Source organism: Phaeobacter sp. SYSU ZJ3003, from assembly GCF_041300735.1.
Taxonomy (GTDB): Bacteria; Pseudomonadota; Alphaproteobacteria; order Rhodobacterales; family Rhodobacteraceae; genus Phycobacter; species Phycobacter gallaeciensis_A.
This window is the reverse complement of the sequence record NZ_PXNU01000012.1, coordinates 88,642-109,411: the sequence shown is the minus strand read 5'-3', so window position 1 is coordinate 109,411 and position 20,770 is coordinate 88,642. Positions and strand designations below refer to the sequence as shown.

The window sequence follows — 20,770 nt, the reverse complement described above, 5'->3', positions numbered from 1 at the left end:
CAGTCTTGCCTTGGGAGGCGCAATTGGACATGCAGGTTTCATGACACTGAATTCTGCCGATTCCGCCTTTGTCGCCCGCCTTGCCGATCAGTTGCCTGAGGGCGTTTTGCGCCCCGCCGATCCACGCTATCTGGAAGAGCCGCGTGGAAGGTATCAGGGGCAGGCGGGGTTGCTGGCCCTGCCGCACTCCACCGAACAGGTCGCAACGCTGGTGCGCGCTGCGCATGAGGCGCGGGTGCCGGTGGTCCCCTATGGCGGCGGTACCGGTCTGGTAGGCGGTCAGGTAATGCCGGAAGGCCCGGCGCCCCTCCTGCTGTCGCTGGAAAAGATGACCGCGATCCGCGGCGTCTACCCCGCGGAAAACGTGCTGATTGCCGAAGCGGGCGCGATCCTTGCCGATGTGCAGGCGGCCGCGACTGAGGCCGGACGCTTGTTCCCACTGTCGCTGGCCGCCGAAGGCTCGGCCCGGATTGGCGGCAACCTTGCGACCAATGCAGGCGGGGTCAATGTGCTGCGCTATGGCAATGCCCGCGATCTGTGCCTGGGGCTGGAGGCAGTGCTGCCCAATGGAGAGATCTGGCACGGGCTGTCGCGCCTCAGGAAGGACAACACCGGCTATGATCTGCGCAATCTTCTTGTCGGCTCCGAAGGCTCTTTGGGCGTCATCACTGCGGCATCGTTGAAACTGTCACCGATCCCGGCGGCGCAGGGCACGGCGGTCTTTGTGGTGCCATCGCCGCAGGCGGCAATTGCGCTGCTGTCGCTGGCGCGTGACCAGTTGGGCGAAGGGATCAGCGCCTTTGAACTGATGCACCGGCAGGGGCTGGCGTTTCTGGCAGAAACCATGCCGCAGGTACGCCAACCCTTTGCCGAGGCACCGGAATGGTGCGTGCTGATCGAGCTGGGGCTGGCGCGCGGGCTGGACCCGGAAGAGGCGCTTGCGGACCTGTTCGAGGCGGCGCTGGAGGCCGATCTGGCGCAGGACGGAGTGATTGCCCAGTCGGCAGCGCAGCGCGAGGCGCTGTGGACGGTGCGCGAGACGATCCCCGAAGCCAACCGCCTGATCGGCGCGATTTCCAGCCACGATATCTCGGTGCCGATCTCGGAAATCCCGGATTTCATCACGCGCGGCGGAGAGGCCATCGCCCGACTGGGATCGGGCGATATGCGGATCAACTGCTTTGGCCACCTGGGCGATGGCAACCTGCATTACAACGTCTTCCCGGCGGCGGGAAAGACGCGCAAGGAGTACGAACACCTGCGCGAGGATGTGAAACGCACGGTGCATGATCTGGTGGCCGAATTCGACGGGTCGATGAGCGCTGAGCACGGCATCGGGCGTATGAAAACCGGCGATCTGGAGCGCTATGGCGATCCGGTAAAACTGGCAGCGATGCGCGCCATTAAGGCGGCGCTCGATCCCCAAGGCATCATGAATCCCGGCGCGGTGTTGCGGCAGGGCACCTGACAACGTAGCTCTCCCGCGCCCGAAGGATCTGGTTTTGCCAGAACGCTCACAGCTTTGGGTCCGGCAGCGGGCAAAGCCCGCTGTGCGCAGGGCGCACCGTTCGGCAGGGCGCGGGTGAAGGGTCAGGCGATGCTGGGAGTGGCCGACGGTTTCTGCGGGCGGCTGCGCATCAGCAGGTAACCGATGATCAGGATATTCAGCCCGTTCCAGGCAATGCCGTTGATAAAGGCCATCTGGTAGTTGCCGGTCACGTCGTAGATCCAGCCAGACATCCAGCCACCCAGAGCCATGCCGAGGATGGTCATCATCATCACGAATCCGACCCGCGCACCGGCCTCTTTCGGGGGCATGTATTCGCGCACCACCAGCGCATAGCTGGGCACGATGCCGCCTTGCGCGAGGCCGAACAGCGCGCTCACCAGATATAGCGGCACCATGCCGTCAAAGGGCAGGTAGAAGAACAGTGCGATGCATTGCAGGACCGAGCCGATCAGCAGGATCGCCACGCCGCCAAGCCGGTCGGCCGCGAGGCCTGAAAGGATCCGGCTAACCACACCGCCCAGCAGCATCAGCGACAGCATTTCCGCCCCCACCGCAGGCCCGTAGCCAAGGCCGACGCAATAGGCGACGATATGCACCTGGGGCATCGACATGGCGACGCAGCAGCCGATCCCGGCAAGTCCCAGCAGCCATTGCAGGGTGCGCGCGGACATGCCGGTGCTGCGCGCATTGAGCGCCGAGGCGGCATCAGAGGCGGCATAGGCCTCTGCCGGGACTCGGCGGCGCAGCAGCAGTGCAAGCGGGATCACCACGGCAACGGTGATCGCGGCCAGGGCGAAATAGACCATGCGCCAGCCGCCAGTCTCCAGCAGCCCGGCAAGCAGCGTCGGCCAGATCGCACCAGAGAGGTAATTGCCGCTGGCCACCAGCGCCACGGCGATACCGCGCCGGCGCAGGAACCAGTGCGAGATATCTGCGATCAGAGGGCCGAAACCTGCTGCTGTGCCGAGACCCAGAAGCAGGTGCGTGAGAGACAGAACCGCCATCGTCGGCGCAAAGGTGGAGAGCACATAACCCGAAGCCGTCGCAGCAACGGCGCCAATCAGCGCGAGGGTAATGCCAAACCTGTCCACCAGCCGCCCGATCAGCAGGTTGCCAAGGGCAAAACCCACCATGGTAAGCGTATAGGGCATGGAAGAGGCGGCGCGCCCGGAGCCGAATTCGGCTTCGACGGCGGGCATGATGACGATGATCGCCCACATGCCCACATTGGCCACGGTTGCAATGGCCAGGGTGATAAGAAGTCGAAGCCAGGAATAGCGGCTGTCCAGGATCGCGGCAGTGTTCATGCCGGCACGCTAGGGCGCGTGCCGGCGGGCTGCAACTGAATTCGCCATCACGAATTCGCGTCTGCGGTTACTTCGGGAGGATGACCTTGTCGATCACGTGGATCACGCCGTTCTCGGCCTCGATATCGGCGGTGACCACGCTGGCATCGTTGACCATCACACCCTTGTCGAGATCAATCATCACCGCGCTGCCCTGCACGGTTGCGGCGCTCATGTCGTCGGTAAGGTCACCGGACATCACCTTGCCCGGCACCACGTGGTAGGTCAGGATCGACACCAGCTTTTCCTTGTTCTCGGGTTTCAGCAGGTCTTCGACCGTGCCTTCGGGCAGGGCAGCAAAGGCGGCATCGGTGGGGGCGAAGACGGTGAAGGGGCCTTCGCCCTTCAGGGTGTCCACCAGACCGGCGGCTTTGACGGCAGCGACCAGGGTGTTGAAGTCTCCGGCGCCGACAGCGGTGTCGACGATATCCTTGGAATGACCGCCTGCGAAGGCCGCTCCGGCCATAAACAGCGTGGCTGCGGTGGTCGTCATCATCTTGCGGAACATCTTGGTCTCCTCATGTGTTTCGGTTGTGCGACACCTTTCGTCAGGCATCGTGAGACCTACGGCAGAGGGGGCGGTCCGGATGAAGCGGGTTTTCGCCGGGAGGGATTTGACAAGAAAACCGCCGGAGCTAAGCCCGGCGGCGTCATGATTTCCAATCAACAAAACGTGATCAGGATGTGAGTAATCCGTGACCCTGTTTCGGCGCGGGCCGGTTCAGTCGCCTTCGAATTCGCACAGGACGTGGACGTCCATTCCGAGATCCTCAAGCTTCTTGCGGCCGCCCAGATCGGGCAGGTCGACAATGAAGGAACAGGAGATGATCTCGCCCCCCAGCCGCTCGATCAGCTTGATCCCGGCGCCTGCGGTTCCGCCGGTGGCCAGCAGATCATCGACCACCAGCACCTTTTCTCCGGGCTGGATGGCATCGTCGTGGATCTCGACAATCGCTTCGCCGTATTCCAATTGGTATTCTTCGCTGATGGTGGTGCCGGGCAACTTGCCTTTCTTGCGGATCGGCACAAAGCCGACGCTCAGCTGGTGAGCGATGGCGCCACCCAGGATGAAACCGCGCGCCTCAAGACCCACGACCTTGTCGATCCGCTCACCGGCGTAGGGGTGCAGCATCTGGTCGATGGCCATACGGAACCCGCGCGGATCGGCGAACAGGGTGGTGACATCGCGGAACATGATCCCTTCGTGCGGGAAATCGACGATGGTGCGGATGTAGTCTTTGACGGCGGTTTTCTTGGGCATGGAAGGCTCCTGCTTGCGGGAACGGATGGCGCGGATGGGTGCGGCCCGGACCGGTAAAGGGGCACCGGAGCCGCCACGGGGTTTGGCCGAAGCGCGCCGCCCATGCAAGGAAAACCTTGCGATCCTGGGCCGCCCGGTGCCGCAGAGCGGCGGTGAGCGGGCCCAAGACGATTGGAGGGCGATCAGGCGCTGAGCACGCGGCCTGCCACCGCATCCAGTTTGGCCAGAACCGCAGGGTCGCGTTTCTCGGGAGCGGTCATGATGGCGTATTCAAGCGCCCGGTCGCAGCCATGCGGACAGGGCGAGCGCTCGGCGCCCAGAATGCCTGGCAGGCGACGCACGAGTTCACGCCCGTTGCTGGAGTTGCCCTGTAGCGTGGCCAGGATCTCGGTGATGTCCACGGCGCCGTGGTCGGGGTGCCAGCTGTCATAATCGGTCACCATCGCGATGGAGGCGTAGCACAGCTCTGCTTCGCGGGCGAGTTTGGCCTCGGGCATGTTGGTCATGCCGATCACGTCGCAGCCCCAGCTTTCGCGGTACATTTTCGATTCCGCCACCGAGGAGAACTGCGGCCCCTCCATGCAAAGATAGGTGCCGCCGCGGTGCACGGTGATCCCGGCATCGCGCGCTGCCGCCTCGGCCGCATCGCTGAGCCGCTCGCAAGTGGGGTGGGCGACGCTGACATGGGCGACGCAGCCGGTCCCGAAGAAGGATTTTTCCCGTGCAAAGGTGCGGTCGATGAACTGATCGACGATGACGAAATCGCCCGGCGCCATGTTTTCGCGAAAAGACCCGCAGGCAGAGACGGAAAACACATCTGTAACGCCCAGCCGTTTCAGCGCGTCGATATTGGCGCGGTAGGGCACTTCGGTCGGGGAATGCACGTGGCCGCGCCCGTGCCGCGGCAGGAAGGCCATTTTCACGCCGTCCAGCGTGCCGGTCAGGATCTGGTCCGAGGGCGTACCCCAGGGGGTTTCAACGCTGACCCACTCGGCCCCGTCCAGCCCGTCGATATCGTAGATGCCGGAGCCGCCGATGACGGCGATCATGGTGTCCTTGGTCACGTCCTATTCTCCTGCTGATGTTGCTTCTTGGGTATGCGCAAGACGGCGCCCTTTTGGCAAGCCCCGCTGTCTCACGATGCCGAAACCGGATGGGCTGGGCACGCAGGTGACCCCGTGCGAGAGGTCAGCGCTTTGGTGTCGATGCGCGGATCAAGGCGCTATCCATCATGCGCCGGAAGGTGGGGCACTGACTGTGGTCCGGAGCAGTGCAATCTGCCACGTGGCGCAGCGCACGGGACAGGACACGGAGCTCTCGGATGCGCTGCTCGACCTCATCTGCGCGCGCGTGCAGTTTTTGGCGGTCCAGATCGAACCCGTCTGCATTGCCCAGCATGGCGCCTATCTCTTGCAGGCTGAACCCGGCGGTCCGTCCCATGGTAATGAGCGCGAGCCGGTCCAGAACGCTGTCGTCATACTGACGTCGCAAGCCCTTCCGGCTGTCGGCGCGGATCAGGCCGATATCTTCGTAGTATCGCAGGGCAGAGGGTTTGACGCCGCTGCACCGGGCAACCTCGGCGATATCCAGGGATTTCATCTTGACCTCAAGCTGGCTTGAATTTGCACACCTCAGATCTCTAGCAGTTTGAGTTATGAAACAGGAGCAAATTATGGAGATACATTGGAGCCTGATCTGGCAGGTCACTTTCGTTGGAAGCGTTGCAACTGCGCTGATTGATGTCGCAGCATGGGCGCGAGGCCGCTGGATGGGCGTGCCGGGGCCGAACTGGGGACTTGTCGCACGCTGGGTGTTGGGTCTTTTCCAAGGACGCCTGATGCTGGGCGCAGGGGGAAAGAAGATGCCCCCAAGGGGTTTTGAAACCGCGCTGGGTTGGATGTTTCACTATGCGGTGGGGGGCGCGCTAGCCTTCGGCCTGTGGGGCATAGTTGGCGCAGGATGGCTTCAGGCACCGGCCCTTGGTCTGTCGCTCGGCTACGGAGTATTGACGGTGGTCTTGCCCTTTTGCCTGTTGCAGCCCGCAATGGGTTTGGGATTTGCCGCCCGCAAGACAGCCTTTCCGTGGCGCGCTCGATTGAACAGTCTGATCACGCATGGTCTTTTTGGGTTTGGTCTGTTTTTGGGCAGTGCGCTATTGCAGGTGATTTCAGCCCACTAACCAAAGGGCGAGAGGAGGTCAGATCGGATCACGAGCCTTGCCCCCAAGGCCAGTTTCAGCTAGGGGCGGGCCACAACGTGACCTCCTCCAACCGCAGGTATTCTTGATGAAACGCGCCGCCATGGCCCTTTTGGCCAATCGTATTTCCCCGCCGAACCTATCCATCATGCAGGACGAGGGCTGGTCCGTGGGCCGCGTGCGCACCGAGCTGCTGTCGGGGCTGACCGTAGCGTTGGCGCTGGTCCCAGAGGCGGTGGCTTTTGCCTTTGTCGCCGGGGTGCACCCGCTGGTGGGTCTTTACGCGGCCTTTATGGTGGGGTTGATCACGGCGCTGATCGGCGGACGGCCCGGCATGATCTCGGGGGCGACGGGGGCGCTTGCGGTGGTCATGGTGGCGCTGGTGGCGGAACACGGCGTCGAGTATCTTTTTGCAACCGTGGTGCTGATGGGCATCCTGCAGGTGATCGCCGGGGTGATGCATTGGGGTAAATTCATCCGACTGGTGCCGCATCCGGTGATGCTGGGCTTTGTGAACGGTCTGGCCATCGTGATCTTCCTGGCGCAGCTCACCCAGTTCAAGGTCCCCGGCAGCGGTGGCACCGAGTGGTTGTCCGGTCTGTCGCTTTATATGATGCTGGGGCTGGTGGCCCTGACCATGGCGATTATCTGGGGCACGCCCAAGATTACCTCGGTGATCCCGGCGCCGCTGGCGGGCATTGGCATCGTGGCAATCCTCGTGATCGCACTGGGCCTTGATGTGCCGCGGGTCGGCGATCTGGCCTCGATCGAAGGCGGCTTTCCGGCCTTTCACAATCCCTTTGGTGATGGCATTGGCCTTTATGGGACTGCACTGGCGCCGTTCAATCTGGAAACCCTTGAGATCATCCTGCCCTATGCGGTGATCCTGGCCGCCATTGGTCTGATCGAAAGCCTGCTGACGCTGAACCTGGTGGGCGAAATCACCGGCAAGCGCGGCGGTGCCAGCCAGGAGTGCATCGCGCAGGGCACCTCGAATATCGTCACCGGTTTCTTTGGCGGCATGGGCGGCTGCGCCATGATCGGCCAGTCGATGATTAACGTGAAATCGGGTGGCCGCACCCGGATTGCGGGCATCGCGGCGGCGCTGTTCCTGTTGACTTTTATCGTCGTTGCCTCGCCGCTGATCGAACAGATCCCGCTGGCGGCGCTGGTGGGCGTGATGTTCATGGTGGTGATCGGCACCTTCGCCTGGAACAGTCTCAAGATCATGACCAAGGTGCCGCTGATGGATGCCTTTGTGATCGTGCTGGTGACCGTGGTGACGGTGATGACCGACCTTGCCATCGCCGTGGTGGTGGGGGTGATCGTCTCGGCGCTGGCCTATGCCTGGAACAACGCGCGCCGCATTCACGCCCGCACCCGCGAATCCGCCAGCGACAAGGGGGCCAAGGTCTATGAAATCGAAGGTCCGCTGTTCTTTGGCTCCACCGATGGTTTCATCGAGCTCTTCGACGTGGCAGGCGATCCCGAGCGTGTGATCGTCGATTTTGCGAACAGCCGGGTGGTGGACCAGTCTGCTCTGCAGGCGATCGAGGCGCTGGCCGGAAAGTACGAGGAGGAGGGCAAGACCATCGTGCTGCGTCACCTCAGCCGTGATTGCCACCAGCTCCTGTCCAAGGCCGGCCACTTGATGGTCGACAGCGACGATGACCCGGAATACGCGCTGGCGGTGGATTACTCGGTCAAGACCGGGGTCCTGGGCGGCCACTGACCGTCTAGGTCAAGTCTGGAAAATAGAATGGGGCCTCCGGATGCGGAGGCCCCTTTTTGATGTGTGGAGGGTCTGGGATAAAGAGGTCTAGGGCTCACCTAAGCAGCAGCCCCGGATTCGCCCACGCGCGGCCTATCTGTCACGAACCCTGTCCCGCGCGACAAGCAAAATGGCCGTATCCACGCCCCTCTCAGGGGCGCGGAACCTCGGCAATTTGGCTTGCACTTGGTCCGGCATCGTGCCCGCAGGCTTGCGTCGAGGGCGGCTCCGAAGCAGCAGCTTAGCCAAGTGTCAGTCGGGCGCGAGGCTTTCTAGCATGTCGAGATCGCCGGACAGCAGCGCAGGCTCGGCGCGCAGGATCAGATCGACAGGCCAGTCCCACCATTTGAGGGCCAGAAGCCGCGCGATCTGGGGTTTTGAAAAGCGAAAGCGCTCGGCGCGTCCGGGATTGCCGGTGACGATGCCATAGGCCGGAACCGAGCCGCGCACCACAGCGCCTGCGCCGATAATGGCGCCATCGCCGATGCGGGCGCCGGGCAGGATTATCGCGCCATAGCCGATCCAGACGTCATTACCGATCACGGTATCGCGGGTGTCGGGCTGAAAACCTGTCATCTGCGCGGGGTCGAAGACCGGGAAGGGGTAGCAGCTGAGCCCGTCCTGCCCGTGGTTGGCCGAGGCGGTGATGAAACGCGCGCCATGGGCGATCTGGCAAAAGCGTCCGATCACCAGCCTTTCGCGGGCACCGGGGAACAGGTAGGGCGCCAGATGCGACGCCCAGTCCTTTGGCGGATCGAAATCCGAGGCATAGCTGTAGTCGCCAACCTGGAAATTTGGATGGTCCACCGCGCGCGACAGCATCACGGTGCCCGCATGGGGCGTGCCGTCTGGCAGGATGATCGGGTGGCGCAGGCCGGGATCGGGAAGGGGCATGATGGGGCTCAGTCGTCGGGGCGGGCCAGCGAGAAGACCTCGGTCACGCGGGAATAATCGCGGTAACCAAGGCGGGCCAGCGGTTCAAATGTGGTGACGTCGAACATGCCGTCCTTCATGCAGTCATCGCGCAGGTGCACGCCGGTCACTTCGCCAAAGGCGACGCGGTTGGAGACTCCGGGCAGCGTCACGATCTTGGTCAGCTTGCACTCCAGCGCGGCGGGGGCACCGGCAATGCGGGCGCAATTGATGGTCTGGCAGTCCTCGGCGGTAAGACCCGCATGGGCGAATTCATCGACCTCTTTGCCCAAGGTCTGCGAGCTGGCATTCATCGCATCGCGCATGGCGTAGGAGACGATATTGACGCAGAAGACGCCGGTCTCCTCGATATTGGCCATGCTGTCCTTGGTGTTGTCCTGGTCTTCCTTGCTGCCGGTGGAGGCAAACATCACCTGCGGCGGCGTATAGGCGACGCCGTTGAAAAAGGAATAGGGCGCCAGGTTGTTGACACCGTCAGCCGAGCGGGACGAGATCCAGCCGATCGGGCGCGGCGTGATTACGGCGTTGAACGGGTTATGGGGCAGGCCGTGGCCGTCTTCGGGGCGGTAGAACATGCGCATCTCCAATTGTTTGCTCAATGCTTAGGCCCGTGCTAGGGCGAATTCCACCCCTTTACGGGTGATTTCGCGGAGGCGTGAGTGGCGTGATCGAACTGAAACCGGAGCAGCCGGACGACCGCTGGGAAGTGGAGGCGCTTTATGATCTGTGCTTTGCGCCGGGGCGTGAGGCGCTGTCGTCCTATCGGTTGCGCGACGGGATTCCGCCGGTTTCGGGCCTCAGCCTTGTGGCGCGGGATGAACAGGGCATTCTGGCCGGTGCGATCCGGTTCTGGCCAGTGCATGTGGGCACGGCGGATGCGCTGTTGCTGGGGCCGGTGGCGGTACACCCGACCCACCAGGGGGAGGGGCTGGGCGGGTCCCTGATCCGGGACAGCCTTGCGCGGGCCGCCGATTCAGGCTGGGCGCGCGTCATGCTGGTGGGCGATGCGCCCTATTACCGCAGGTTTGGCTTCGAGAAGCTTGAGGGCGTGTTGATGCCGCCGCCCACCAACCCCGACCGGGTGCTGGGACTGGCGCTGATCGCGGATGCCTGGGACGGTGTTGACGGAGATGTGACCCGCTGGACCCGCACGCAGGATTAAGCGGTTGATCCCGCTTCAACTGGGGGCCTTTTCTCTGCTATCGTAAAAGGAGGATAGGGGCTGTATCCACAGAAACCCTGCAAGCCCAGGTGGTGCCACATTGAACAGATCCGCTCTGTCTGCCATTTCAAAGTCGGGGACGGGGACCGCAACCCAGGTCGCGGCGCTGTGTTTTCGCATCACTAAGACCGGCAAGCCGCGGATTCTGATGATCACGTCGCGAGGAACCGGGCGCTGGATCCTGCCGAAAGGCTGGCCGATCCCGGGGCGCAGCCTGGCCGAATCCGCAGCTATTGAAGCCTGGGAGGAAGCGGGCGTGCGGGGCGTTCCGGTGGACAGCTGCCTGGGCGAGTTTACCTATGACAAATGGCGCAGCGAATTATCACCTGTGCCCTGTGTCGTGCGGGTCTATCCCGTCATCGTGACGGCCCTGCAGGATGAGTTCCCCGAACGGCATCAGCGCCAGCGGGCGTGGACATCCCCGCGCAAGGCTGCTGGGCTGGTGCAGGAAAAGGCGCTGAAGAAAATTCTTACCCGGTTTGATCCTGATGGGATCGGCTCTGAACTTTTCAACTCTTGAAGTGAGGTGAGGGGAACGCGTAATGGGCAGTATCCGCTGCGAGAAACGAGATGATACAGTATAGTCTGAAATGCGCCGAGGGTCACAGCTTTGACAGCTGGTTCCAGTCGGCTGCTGCCTTTGACAAACTGGCCGCCGCCGGGATGGTGTCCTGCGCCATCTGCGGTTCGCAAAAGGTGGAGAAGGCCATTATGGCGCCGCATGTGCGTCCCGGTCGCAAGTCTGTTTCCCCCTCAACTGACCCCGATGCCGCCGCCGCGTCCGCGCAGGCAGGCGGAGCTTCGCCGCAGGCTTCTGTCCCTGCCCAGGTGCCGGAGGGGGCGCCAGGTGCCCTCAGTGCTCCTGCCAGCGAGCAGGAAAAGGCCCTCCGCGAGCTGCGGCGCCAGGTCGAGGAGAACTCGGACTACGTCGGAAAGGATTTCGTCTCGGAAGCGCGTGCCATGCATTTGGGCGATGCGCCCGAACGGGCCATTCACGGCGAGGCGCGGCTGGACGAGGCAAAGGCATTGATCGAGGACGGGGTGCCGGTTTTGCCGCTGCCTTTCGGTCCGACGCGAAAAACGAATTAAAGGGACAGGCATATGCACGCAGTTGTGACCGGGGCGAGCCGGGGCATTGGCCGGGAGCTGGTAAAGCAGCTCACAGAGGCCGGGCACGAGGTAACAGGCACCTCGCGGGACCATTCCTCGGGGGTGCGGCTTGATGTCTGCGATTCCGGCCAGCAGGCGCGATTTGCCGCCCACCTGGGCGACAAACCGGTTGATCTTCTGGTCTGCAACGCTGGTGTCTATATCGACAAGGGCATGGCGCTGGAGGATTACACCACTGAGGTCTGGAGCAAGTCCCTGGCGGTGAATGTCACCGGCGTGTTCCTGACTGTGCAGGCGTTGCTGCCGAACCTGCGCCTGTCGGATAACCCGAAAATCGCGATCATTTCTTCCCAGATGGCCAGCCATGCCCGCGCCCCGGGGGGCAGCTATGCCTATCGCGCCTCAAAGGCGGCGGCGCTGAACATCGGGCGCAATCTGGCGACGGATTTGAAACCTGAAGGTATTTCGGTCGGGATCTATCATCCCGGCTGGGTGCGCACCGATATGGGCGGCAGCGAAGGGGATATCTCGGTCCAGGAATCGGCGGCTGGGTTGATGCATGAATTCGACGTGCTGACACTGCAGACGACGGGCTGCTTTCACACCTGGGATGGCCGTATCCACGCCTTCTGAGCCGAACCAACGCGTGCCGCCAAATGAAAACGCCAGAGCGGTCAGGCTCTGGCGTTTTGCTTTATGTGCAGGTCTTTTCTACGTCGTTACTCCCAGCAGCTGACCAGAACGGTCATGCCGCTGGCGTGGCGTACCAGTGCCTCGTTCGACAGGGGCGCGGCGCCGACGGATTGATCGGCACTGGCGATCCCTGCAGCCGTGATTGCATTGCGCAGCGCGGTGGCATTGATGCCAAAGCTGACGCCTTCGGGCAGTTGGCGGCCCTTGATTTCGCGCGGCAGCAGCATGCCCAGAACCGCACCAGAGGCATCCAGCACCGGACCACCAGCATCGCCGGGCTGGGCTGCGAGATCCAAGCGGATCACGCCGTTGTTGCCATCAAGGCTTTTGATATCGGCCAGGGTGCCGAAGGTCAGGCTGGGGGCGCCCAGAATGCCCTCGTAGGAGAAACCCGATACGGCGATCTCGGATTGCAGGCGCGGCGTCTGGGTGGTGAACCCAGCAACGGCCATCGGGGCCAGGTTCTGGACAGGCTGCAGGATCGCGAGGCCATCCTCGGCATTGTTTGCGGCGACGGTTGCCTGATAGCCATGGTCCAGCGTGATCCGGCTGCAGCCTGCAACCACATCCGAGGTCGTCACCACGGCGCCGTTCTGGTCGACAAAGAAACCGGTCCGGGACAGGCGGGGCTTGCGCACTTCCAGACCGGACACCAGATCGACGCTCTGGCGCACATCGCTGCCTGCGGCGGCGTCCAGCACCCCGTCAAGCCGCTGGAAACTGTTCTGCATGGCGGCCAGCACCCGGGCACGGCGGTCCTCATCCCCGGTCGGCCAGATCAGGGTGAAGCCCTTGATCTCACCATTCTGCAGGCTGGCCTCGGTATGAGAGACGATCTGCCCGTTGCTGCCTTCGATGGTGAAACTGTCGTTGCCGCGCTGCCGGGGGCCGTCCAGAGGAACGATCTCAAGCGTCTGCATGATGTCATAAAGACCGAACAGCGTGTTCTTGTCGCCGCGCTGGCTGATCATCAGCACGCGCACGCCCAAAGAGCCGCGGCTGTCGTAATGGGCAAAGGGCGATTCATAGCGGGAGAAGGCGACTTCACCAGCGGGAATATCCATCGAGATCCCGGCGCCGGTATCGATGACATTGGCCATGCCGACGGAAATCAGCGGCGCGTTGTAATCATCCAGCAGAACCTGACGCTGTGCGGTGGTCAGAACGCCGGTGGGCTCAAAGCCCTTGAAGGACTGCCAGTCCGACATGGACCGGCGCGTGCCGCGACCAAAGGCGCCATCGATCGCAGCACCATAGAAACCGGCGGCTTTCAGGGCGATCTGAAGCTCCTCGCGCTCTTCTCGGGTCAGAAGGCGTTCGCTGCGGCGGGCCTCGGCCGGGGTTTCATCGGGCAGGGTGAATTGCGGCTGCGATTCAACAACAGGTTCGGACACCTGCGGCACGGCCGGAGCCGTCGCGGTGGCCTGATCCTGTGCGCCGACCGGATAGAACTGATTGCGTAGGTTGGCCTGGAAGGCGATGAAGCTGTCGCGGGGGATTTGCCCCTCGCTGCGGTAGACCTGCAGGACCCGTTCGGCATCCTGGCGGGTATAGGGGCCAAGAACGATGCCGTACCAACCTGCGCCAAGGGTGAAACCGGCCACATCGGGCAGTCGCGCGGCATAGCTCTGCGCTTCCTGCTGGGCATCAGCCAGCGACGGGCGGGCCGCGATCTGGATCCAGACGGTCTCCTGTCCGGCTTGTTGCGCCTGTGCTGGGCCAGCCAGAGCAAATGCAAACATATTGAGCGCCAGCAGCAGGGCGGTGACTATTCTTTTCATTACAGGACCTCTATCCCGATGGGGCAATTTGTTGTTGCGCAGATAAGCATTTTGATGGGGTAAAGAAAACTCCTGCAGAAGGGGGAATTCGTGCCTTGATGCAGCAAACCATCACCTTTGCCGCAGCCAGAGGCGCAAAGCATCCCTTACCTTGCCGTTCAAAGGCGACTAGCCGTTGACCCCCGGCGGGGGCTTGCATAGGAAGAACCCCGCATTTGCTGCCCTATTGAGATGTCCCAGAGAGGGATCTGATATGACCCAGACCACCAGCGGCGCCGCCGCCACCACTGCCTCCACCGACGCGCCGCGCTCGTTTCAGGAAATCATCCTGCGGCTGCAGGCCTACTGGGCATCCAAGGGCTGCGCCATCATGCAGCCCTATGACATGGAGGTCGGCGCCGGCACCTTCCATCCGGCCACGACGCTGCGCTCGCTAGGCTCGGCGCCCTGGGCTGCGGCCTATGTGCAGCCTTCACGTCGTCCCACCGATGGCCGCTATGGTGAGAACCCCAACCGTCTGCAGCATTACTACCAGTATCAGGTGCTGATCAAACCCAGCCCGCCGAACCTGCAGGAGCTTTATCTCGGCAGCCTTGAGGCGATCGGCATCGACATGGAGTTGCACGACATCCGGTTCGTCGAGGACGACTGGGAAAGCCCGACCCTGGGTGCCTGGGGGCTGGGCTGGGAAGTTTGGTGCGATGGCATGGAAGTCAGCCAGTTCACCTATTTCCAGCAGGTCGGCGGTCATGACTGCGCGCCGGTGTCGGGTGAGCTGACATACGGCCTGGAGCGTCTGGCGATGTATGTTCTGGGTATCGACCACGTGATGGACATGCCTTTCAATGATCCGAATGCGCCGATCCCGCTGACCTATGGCGATGTGTTCAAGCAGACCGAAGAGGAATACGCCCGCTGGAACTTCGACGTGGCCAACACCGAGGTTCTGCTGCGCCATTTCGAAGAGGCCGAGGCGGAGTGCAACACGATCCTGTCGCAGGCGCATGACGACCCCAAGACCGGCAAGCGCATCATCATGGCGCATCCGGCCTATGATCAATGCATCAAGGCGAGCCATATCTTTAACCTGCTGGATGCGCGCGGGGTGATTTCGGTCACCGAACGTCAGGCCTATATCGGCCGGGTTCGGGCGCTGGCCAAGCAATGCGCCGATGCCTTTGTGCAGACAGCCGCTGGCGGACAGGCCGCCTGAAGGGGACAGACGCCATGCTAGGCAAGGTTCTTGCGATCATTCTTGGATTGTCCGCGCTCGTCGCGGGCGGCGCCATGTACTATCTTCAGGTCTATGGCTTCTACGAAGAGGTGGCGCCGCAACCGGGCCGCGACGTGGTGCTGTTGCCACTTGATGGCAGCGAGCCGCGCCCGATCGCCTATGATGATTTCCAGGCCATCGACGCGGACAGCTCTCCGATCCGCTACCGGGCCTGCTTCACGACCGATTTGACGCGGCAGGATCTGGCAGCGGAATTCACCCCTTCCAAGCAGACCGTGCCGCGCAATGCGCCGGGCTGGTTCGACTGTTTCGACGCCGAAGCGCTGGGCACGGCGCTTGAAGAAGGTACTGCCACCGCTTTCGTTTCAGTGAAGAACATTTCCTATGGTGTCGATCGCATCATGGCGATCACTGATCAGGGACAGGGCTTTGTCTGGCACGATATGAACGATTGCGGCAAACAGACCTATGATGGCACCTCTGTGGTGGAGGGCGCCTGCCCGGAGCGGGACGAGTAAACCATCTGTCAGCCCATCCGGGGCTGCTGCACTGACTGAAGATTTTTCGCGCCACCGGCGCATCTACCCCCGAGGACCTGGAATGCCCGATCTGCTGATTGAACTGTTTTCCGAAGAAATCCCGGCCCGTATGCAGGCGCGTGCGGCGGCGGATCTGAAAAAACGGATGACCGACGGTCTGGTCGAGGCCGGTCTGACCTATGCCGCCGCCCATGCCCTGTCGACACCGCGCCGTCTGACCCTTGCTGTCGATGGTCTGCTGGCCGAAAGCCCCACCCTGCGCGAAGAGCGCAAGGGCCCCAAGGTCGGCGCGCCGGACAAGGCAGTCGAAGGCTTCCTGCGCGGCGCCGGAATTTCCCGTGATCAGCTGGAAGAGCGCGAGACGCCAAAGGGCGCCGTCTATTTCGCCACCATCGAAAAGCCGGGCCGCCCGGCGGCAGAGATCATCGCCGAGGTGTTGGAGACGACGATCCGCAACTTCCCCTGGCCGAAATCCATGCGCTGGGGCGCTGGTTCCTTGCGCTGGGTGCGTCCGCTGCAATCGATCCTCTGCATCCTGTCGGATGAGGGCGGCGCCGAGGTGGTGCCGTTTGAAATCGAAGGCCTGAAGGCGAGCGACAGCACCCGGGGCCACCGCTTCATGGCGCCGGACAGCTTTACCGTCACCGGTTTTGAGGACTATTCCGCCAAGCTCAAGCGCGCTTACGTGATCTTGCACCCGGCAGAACGCGAGGCCGCGATCTGGCACGATGCCACCAACCAAGCCTTCGCTGGTGGTCTTGAGGTGGTCGAGGACAAGGGGCTGTTGACCGAAGTCGCGGGCCTTGTGGAATGGCCAGTGGTCCTGATGGGCAAGATCGACGACGATTTTCTGGAGTTGCCGCCCGAGGTGCTGCAGACCTCGATGAAGGAGCACCAGAAGTTCTTCTCGGTCCGCAATCCAAAGACGGGCCGGATCGAAGGCTTTGTTACCGTAGCCAACCGCGAAACCGCCGATCACGGCGCTACTATTCTGGCGGGCAATCAGAAGGTTCTGTCGGCGCGTCTGGCCGATGCGAAATTCTTCTGGGAGAACGATCTGCGCGTGGCCAAAGAGGGTATGTCCTCCTGGACCGAGGCGCTGTCGAACGTGACCTTCCACAACAAGCTGGGCACCCAGGCCGAGCGGATCGAGCGGATTGCCGCGCTTGCCCGCGAGCTGGCACCGGTGCTGGGCGCCGATGCGGATCTGGCCGAACAGGCGGCCCGCGTGGCCAAGGCGGATCTGTCGTCGGAAATGGTCTATGAATTCCCTGAGCTTCAGGGCCTGATGGGCCGCTATTACGCCGAGGCCGCGGGTCTGCCACAAGAAGTGGCCAATGCCTGCGAACAGCACTACTCGCCGCTAGGCCCGTCGGATGATGTGCCGAGTGAGAAGATCTCGGTCGCGGTCGCGCTGGCGGACAAGCTGGACACGCTGACCGGTTTCTGGGCGATCGATGAAAAACCTACCGGGTCAAAAGACCCCTTCGCTTTGCGCCGCGCGGCGCTGGGCGTCATCCGGCTGGTGCTGGAAAATGACATCCGCACGCCGCTGGACCAACATATCGACACCCATCTGCTGCGCCACGAGCTGGAACAGAACGGCGATGACGCTGTATCGGCCGGGCTGATGCGCGACATGATCAAGGAAATCGCCGAACACGGCGTCTTGGGCTCCGCGGTGCGCACGGTTCTGGATGCCTTTGACGGCGATCTGCCCAAGCATATGGAAGAGCTGAAGGACAGCCTTCCGGATGTGTCGCGCGATCTGCTGACCTTCTTCCATGACCGGCTGAAGGTGTTCCTGCGCGATCAGGGTATCCGCCACGATGTGATCGATGCCTGTATTGCCATGGACGGCAACGACGATCTGACACTGCTGGTGAAACGCGCCCGGGCGCTGGAAGCCTTCCTCAAGACCGAGGATGGTGAGAACCTGCTGCAGGGCTTCAAACGCGCCAATAACATCCTGTCCCAGGCCGAAGAGAAGGACGGGGTCGAATACTCCTTTGGCGCTGACAAGAAATTCGCCGAGGACGACAGCGAGATTGCCTTGTTTGATGCGCTTGAACTGGGCGAGGGGGCGATCTCCTCGGCCATCGAGGCCGAAGATTTCGCGGCCGCCATGGGCGGCATGGCGGCGCTGCGGGCACCGATCGACGCCTTCTTCGAGGCGGTGCAGGTCAATTCGGACAAGGAAATCGTGCGCCGTAACCGGCTGAACCTGCTGCACCAGATCCGCGCGGTCTGTGGCCAGGTGGCTGACCTGACCCGTCTGGAAGGCTGAACGGCATCCTGAGCATCAGGCCCGGATGAAACTATAGTAAACGCCGCGCTGATTGCGCGGCGTTATTCGTAGGACGCGGCAGGGTCTTCGCAGGGCACCCGGCTCGGTCTGGATAACGTCAGGAAAATATGGTGTTGCATGGGCTTCTCTTCTGTTCTCCTCTTGCAGGAGCGCAAAGGCGGCTTATGCTGCTAGGAAACTGTGAGTGCCGCAGTGCAGAAAGTTCAGGATAGACAATGCCCGATGCGCCCCTGGCCACGCTGATCACCCAGACAGCCCCAATTGCGACCTCCAGTCATGGCGGGCGCGCCAAATGTCTGCAGCGCTTGGTCCGGCTGGATCTGCCGGTGCCGCGCACCGTTGCCCTGTCTTTTGATGCGGTGCACGAAATCGCCGCGGGAGATATGCCGGATATCAGCGCCATCCTGTCGGAGTTTCCAACCGATGCGCTGCTCTGCGTACGGCCCTCATCCGAAGATCCGGATTGGGGTGGGCCGGGGGCGATCCTCAACATCGGTATGAACGAGGACCGCTGCAAAGGGCTGTGCAATCGGCTTGGAGAAGAGGCAGCCGCGGGTCTGTATTTGCGGTTCGTGCAATCCTATGCGGTGCATGTGGCGCGGCTGGACCCGGACGCCTTTGACGATGTCGAGGATGGCGGCCCGGATGCGCTGCGCGAAACGCTGATGGCCTATGAGGCGGAGACGGATGAGCCCTTCCCGCAGGATCCGGCTGAGCAACTGGCGGCCGTTTTGCGCTCGATGGCGCGCGCCTGGGAAGGCACCTCGGCACGGCTGTTGCGCCAGGCCAAGGGCGCTCCGGCGGATGCCGGACTGGGCCTTGTGGTGCAGGAGATGATTCCGGGGCTGGGGCAGGGGGAATGCGGCTCTGGCGTGTTGCAGCTGGTCGACAGCCGCACCGGTAAGCCGCAGCTCACCGGCCGTTACCTGAGCCAGTCGCAGGGCCGCGAGGCGCTGGGCGCCGGGGCGCGCGCGCTGTTTCTGGAAAAGGACGCCCGGGGTCCCTCGCTTGAGGAACTGGCGCCCACGGCCTTTGCCGATCTGAAATCCTATGCCGGATTGATGCGGCGTCGGCTGCGCGAAGAAATGCAGGTGGAATTCGTCATTCAGGACGACGACGTGCATATTCTGGACGGGGTGCGGGTGGCACGCTCAGCGCAGGCGGCAGTACGGATCGCCGTAGCGCTGGCGCAGGATGGTATTATTCCCCCGCACGAGGCGGTGATGCGGGTCGACGCCCATGCCCTGAACGAGCTTTTGCACCGGCAGGTGCTGCCAACGGCCGAACGGGATGTGATTGGTGCCGGGATCGCGGCCAGCCCAGGCGCTGCGACAGGCAGGCTCGTGTTCACGGCGGCCGAAGCACAGGCCAGCGCCGCCCGCGGTGAGCCATGTATTCTGGTGCGGCGGGAAACCTCGCCAGAAGATGTTCGCGGCATGCATGCGGCCGTCGCAGTGCTGACCGAGCGGGGCGGCATGACCAGCCACGCAGCGGTGATCGGCCGGGGGCTGGGGGTGCCGTGTATCGTTGGCGCCTCGAACATGAAGTTCCTGACCAAGCAAAAACAGCTGGTGGCCACGGACGGCCGGGTCTTCAAGGCCGGTGACACCGTCACCATCGATGGCAGCAACGGTCAGGTTTTGGCCGGTGAGCCGGAAATGCTGGAAGCGGCGCAGGACGATGCCTTCCAGACCCTTCTGACCTGGGCGGACGAGGCGCGCGACATGGGAATTCGCGCAAATGCGGATACGCCTGCCGACGCCCAGACAGCGCGCAACTTCAAGGCCGAAGGCATCGGGCTGTGCCGGACCGAGCATATGTTCTTTGATCCCGGTCGGCTGACCGTGATGCGCGAGATGATCTTTGCCGAAACTTCGTCCGGACGGGCGGCGGTTCTGGCCCGACTGCTGCCGATGCAGCGGGACGATTTCCGCGAGCTGTTCCGGATTATGGAGGGCCTGCCGGTCTGTATCCGGCTGTTCGATCCGCCCTTGCACGAATTCCTGCCCACATCGCTGTCCGGTCAGCGTGAGCTGTCCGAGGCGCTGGGCATTCCCGTCAGCGATGTTACCCGGCGGGTGGAGGAACTGCACGAGTACAATCCGATGCTGGGTCTGCGCGGTGTACGGCTGGGGGTCACAGTGCCGGAAATCTACGATATGCAGGCCCGCGCCATTTTTGAGGCCACGCTTGAGGCTTCCAAGGACGGGGCGCCCGTGGTGCCGGAAATCATGATCCCGCTGGTCTCGGCCAAACGCGAGGTGGAACTGGTCAAGGCGCGCATCGATGCGGTGGCCTCGGCCGTCAGCGCCGAGCGCGGTCAGAAGTTCGATTACCGTCTGGGCGTCATGGTCGAAACGCCGCGCGCTGCCTTGCGCGCTGAAGAGATCGCGCCGCATACGGCGTTTCTCAGCTTCGGAACCAACGACCTGACGCAGATGGCCTATGGTCTGTCGCGCGATGATGCGGGCCGTTTCATGTCGAACTACGTGCAGCAGGGCGTCTTCCCAGAGGATCCGTTCCACGTTCTGGACGTGGACGGGGTCGGAGAATTGCTGAAACTTGGCGCGCAGCGGGGGCGCACGGGGCGCGCAGATATCACCCTGTCAATCTGTGGCGAGCACGGCGGCAACCCCGAATCGATTGCCTTTTGCCGTGAGGCGGGCTTTGATTACGTGTCTTGCTCTCCGTTCCGCGTTCCGGTGGTGCGTCTGGCTGCGGCGCAGCTGGCGATTGGAGAGAAGATCGGCAAGGCCGCCCCAACCTACGTAAAGACTTAATAAAATTCGATTTCAGACAGCTTTGGCTGGGTCCATCTGGGCGGTTCCCTACTGGGCGCACAGGGACCTGACCATTCGTATAGGT

19 protein-coding genes are annotated in these 20,770 nt (G+C 62.9%); 11 read left to right on the top strand and 8 right to left on the bottom strand.

The window, feature by feature from the left end; genetic code table 11:
* Positions 1 to 40 precede the first annotated feature (40 nt).
* Entirely contained in the window at positions 41 to 1,468 is a 1,428-nt protein-coding gene (locus C6W91_RS05530; RefSeq protein ID WP_370570514.1) for an FAD-binding oxidoreductase, read from the top strand.
* 122 nt (positions 1,469 to 1,590) lie between these two features.
* Here the strand turns inward: C6W91_RS05530 and C6W91_RS05525 are convergent, their stop codons facing one another.
* From C6W91_RS05525 to C6W91_RS05505, 5 genes are all read right to left on the bottom strand, one after another.
* Positions 1,591 to 2,817, bottom strand: a complete 1,227-nt coding sequence (locus C6W91_RS05525; RefSeq protein WP_274831285.1) for an MFS transporter — start codon at positions 2,815 to 2,817, stop codon at positions 1,591 to 1,593.
* Positions 2,818 to 2,884: 67 nt separating this feature from the next.
* The gene (locus C6W91_RS05520; protein ID WP_274827765.1) at positions 2,885 to 3,364 is read right to left on the bottom strand and encodes a fasciclin domain-containing protein; all 480 of its coding nucleotides are present in this window, start codon (positions 3,362 to 3,364) and stop codon (positions 2,885 to 2,887) included.
* A gap of 213 nt (positions 3,365 to 3,577) precedes the next feature.
* Positions 3,578 to 4,117 carry an adenine phosphoribosyltransferase gene (locus tag C6W91_RS05515; protein WP_065272715.1) on the bottom strand — a complete coding sequence of 180 codons (540 nt, stop codon included), beginning with the start codon at positions 4,115 to 4,117 and terminating at the stop codon, positions 3,578 to 3,580.
* Between the two features lie 182 nt (positions 4,118 to 4,299).
* The gene (locus tag C6W91_RS05510; protein ID WP_274831738.1) at positions 4,300 to 5,166 is read right to left on the bottom strand and encodes an S-methyl-5'-thioadenosine phosphorylase; all 867 of its coding nucleotides are present in this window, start codon (positions 5,164 to 5,166) and stop codon (positions 4,300 to 4,302) included.
* Between the two features lie 139 nt (positions 5,167 to 5,305).
* Entirely contained in the window at positions 5,306 to 5,716 is a 411-nt protein-coding gene (locus C6W91_RS05505; RefSeq protein WP_370570513.1) for a helix-turn-helix domain-containing protein, read from the bottom strand.
* A 55-nt stretch (positions 5,717 to 5,771) separates the two neighbouring features.
* On the opposite strand from C6W91_RS05505, the gene C6W91_RS05500 reads away from it, so the two are divergent.
* Both C6W91_RS05500 and C6W91_RS05495 read left to right on the top strand, forming a co-directional pair.
* On the top strand, positions 5,772 to 6,296 hold the full coding sequence (locus C6W91_RS05500) for a DUF2938 family protein (RefSeq protein ID WP_370570512.1): 525 nt from the start codon (positions 5,772 to 5,774) through the stop codon (positions 6,294 to 6,296).
* Positions 6,297 to 6,402: 106 nt separating this feature from the next.
* Entirely contained in the window at positions 6,403 to 8,046 is a 1,644-nt protein-coding gene (locus C6W91_RS05495) for a SulP family inorganic anion transporter (RefSeq protein WP_274827768.1), read from the top strand.
* Positions 8,047 to 8,337: 291 nt separating this feature from the next.
* Here C6W91_RS05495 and C6W91_RS05490 read toward each other — a convergent pair whose 3' ends face one another.
* Positions 8,338 to 8,979 (bottom strand): CatB-related O-acetyltransferase, encoded by a 642-nt coding sequence (locus tag C6W91_RS05490; protein ID WP_370570511.1) that lies wholly within the window; start codon positions 8,977 to 8,979, stop codon positions 8,338 to 8,340.
* 8 nt (positions 8,980 to 8,987) lie between these two features.
* Positions 8,988 to 9,593: a flavin reductase family protein gene (locus tag C6W91_RS05485; RefSeq protein WP_065273736.1), complete on the bottom strand. Its 606-nt coding sequence runs from the start codon at positions 9,591 to 9,593 to the stop codon at positions 8,988 to 8,990.
* 89 nt (positions 9,594 to 9,682) lie between these two features.
* Here C6W91_RS05485 and C6W91_RS05480 point away from each other — a divergent pair, with 89 nt between their 5' ends.
* From C6W91_RS05480 to C6W91_RS05465, 4 genes are all read left to right on the top strand, one after another.
* Positions 9,683 to 10,180: a GNAT family N-acetyltransferase gene (locus tag C6W91_RS05480; protein WP_274831280.1), complete on the top strand. Its 498-nt coding sequence runs from the start codon at positions 9,683 to 9,685 to the stop codon at positions 10,178 to 10,180.
* A gap of 100 nt (positions 10,181 to 10,280) precedes the next feature.
* Positions 10,281 to 10,760: an NUDIX hydrolase gene (locus C6W91_RS05475; RefSeq protein WP_274827771.1), complete on the top strand. Its 480-nt coding sequence runs from the start codon at positions 10,281 to 10,283 to the stop codon at positions 10,758 to 10,760.
* A 50-nt stretch (positions 10,761 to 10,810) separates the two neighbouring features.
* On the top strand, positions 10,811 to 11,329 hold the full coding sequence (locus C6W91_RS05470; protein WP_274831279.1) for a DUF1178 family protein: 519 nt from the start codon (positions 10,811 to 10,813) through the stop codon (positions 11,327 to 11,329).
* A gap of 12 nt (positions 11,330 to 11,341) precedes the next feature.
* The gene (locus C6W91_RS05465) at positions 11,342 to 11,983 is read left to right on the top strand and encodes an SDR family oxidoreductase (RefSeq protein WP_274827773.1); all 642 of its coding nucleotides are present in this window, start codon (positions 11,342 to 11,344) and stop codon (positions 11,981 to 11,983) included.
* An 86-nt stretch (positions 11,984 to 12,069) separates the two neighbouring features.
* Here C6W91_RS05465 and C6W91_RS05460 read toward each other — a convergent pair whose 3' ends face one another.
* On the bottom strand, positions 12,070 to 13,824 hold the full coding sequence (locus tag C6W91_RS05460; RefSeq protein ID WP_370570510.1) for a trypsin-like peptidase domain-containing protein: 1,755 nt from the start codon (positions 13,822 to 13,824) through the stop codon (positions 12,070 to 12,072).
* A gap of 253 nt (positions 13,825 to 14,077) precedes the next feature.
* On the opposite strand from C6W91_RS05460, the gene C6W91_RS05455 reads away from it, so the two are divergent.
* The 4 genes from C6W91_RS05455 to C6W91_RS05440 all read left to right on the top strand — a co-directional run bounded on the left by C6W91_RS05455 (position 14,078) and on the right by C6W91_RS05440 (position 20,685).
* Positions 14,078 to 15,037, top strand: a complete 960-nt coding sequence (locus C6W91_RS05455) for a glycine--tRNA ligase subunit alpha (RefSeq protein WP_065272723.1) — start codon at positions 14,078 to 14,080, stop codon at positions 15,035 to 15,037.
* A 14-nt stretch (positions 15,038 to 15,051) separates the two neighbouring features.
* Positions 15,052 to 15,576, top strand: coding sequence for a DUF6446 family protein (locus tag C6W91_RS05450; RefSeq protein WP_370570509.1), 525 nt, complete (start codon positions 15,052 to 15,054; stop codon positions 15,574 to 15,576).
* Positions 15,577 to 15,658: 82 nt separating this feature from the next.
* Entirely contained in the window at positions 15,659 to 17,884 is a 2,226-nt protein-coding gene (gene glyS / locus C6W91_RS05445) for a glycine--tRNA ligase subunit beta (RefSeq protein WP_274831277.1), read from the top strand.
* Positions 17,885 to 18,120: 236 nt separating this feature from the next.
* Positions 18,121 to 20,685: a putative PEP-binding protein gene (locus C6W91_RS05440; protein ID WP_065272726.1), complete on the top strand. Its 2,565-nt coding sequence runs from the start codon at positions 18,121 to 18,123 to the stop codon at positions 20,683 to 20,685.
* The last annotated feature ends 85 nt before the right edge of the window (positions 20,686 to 20,770 follow it).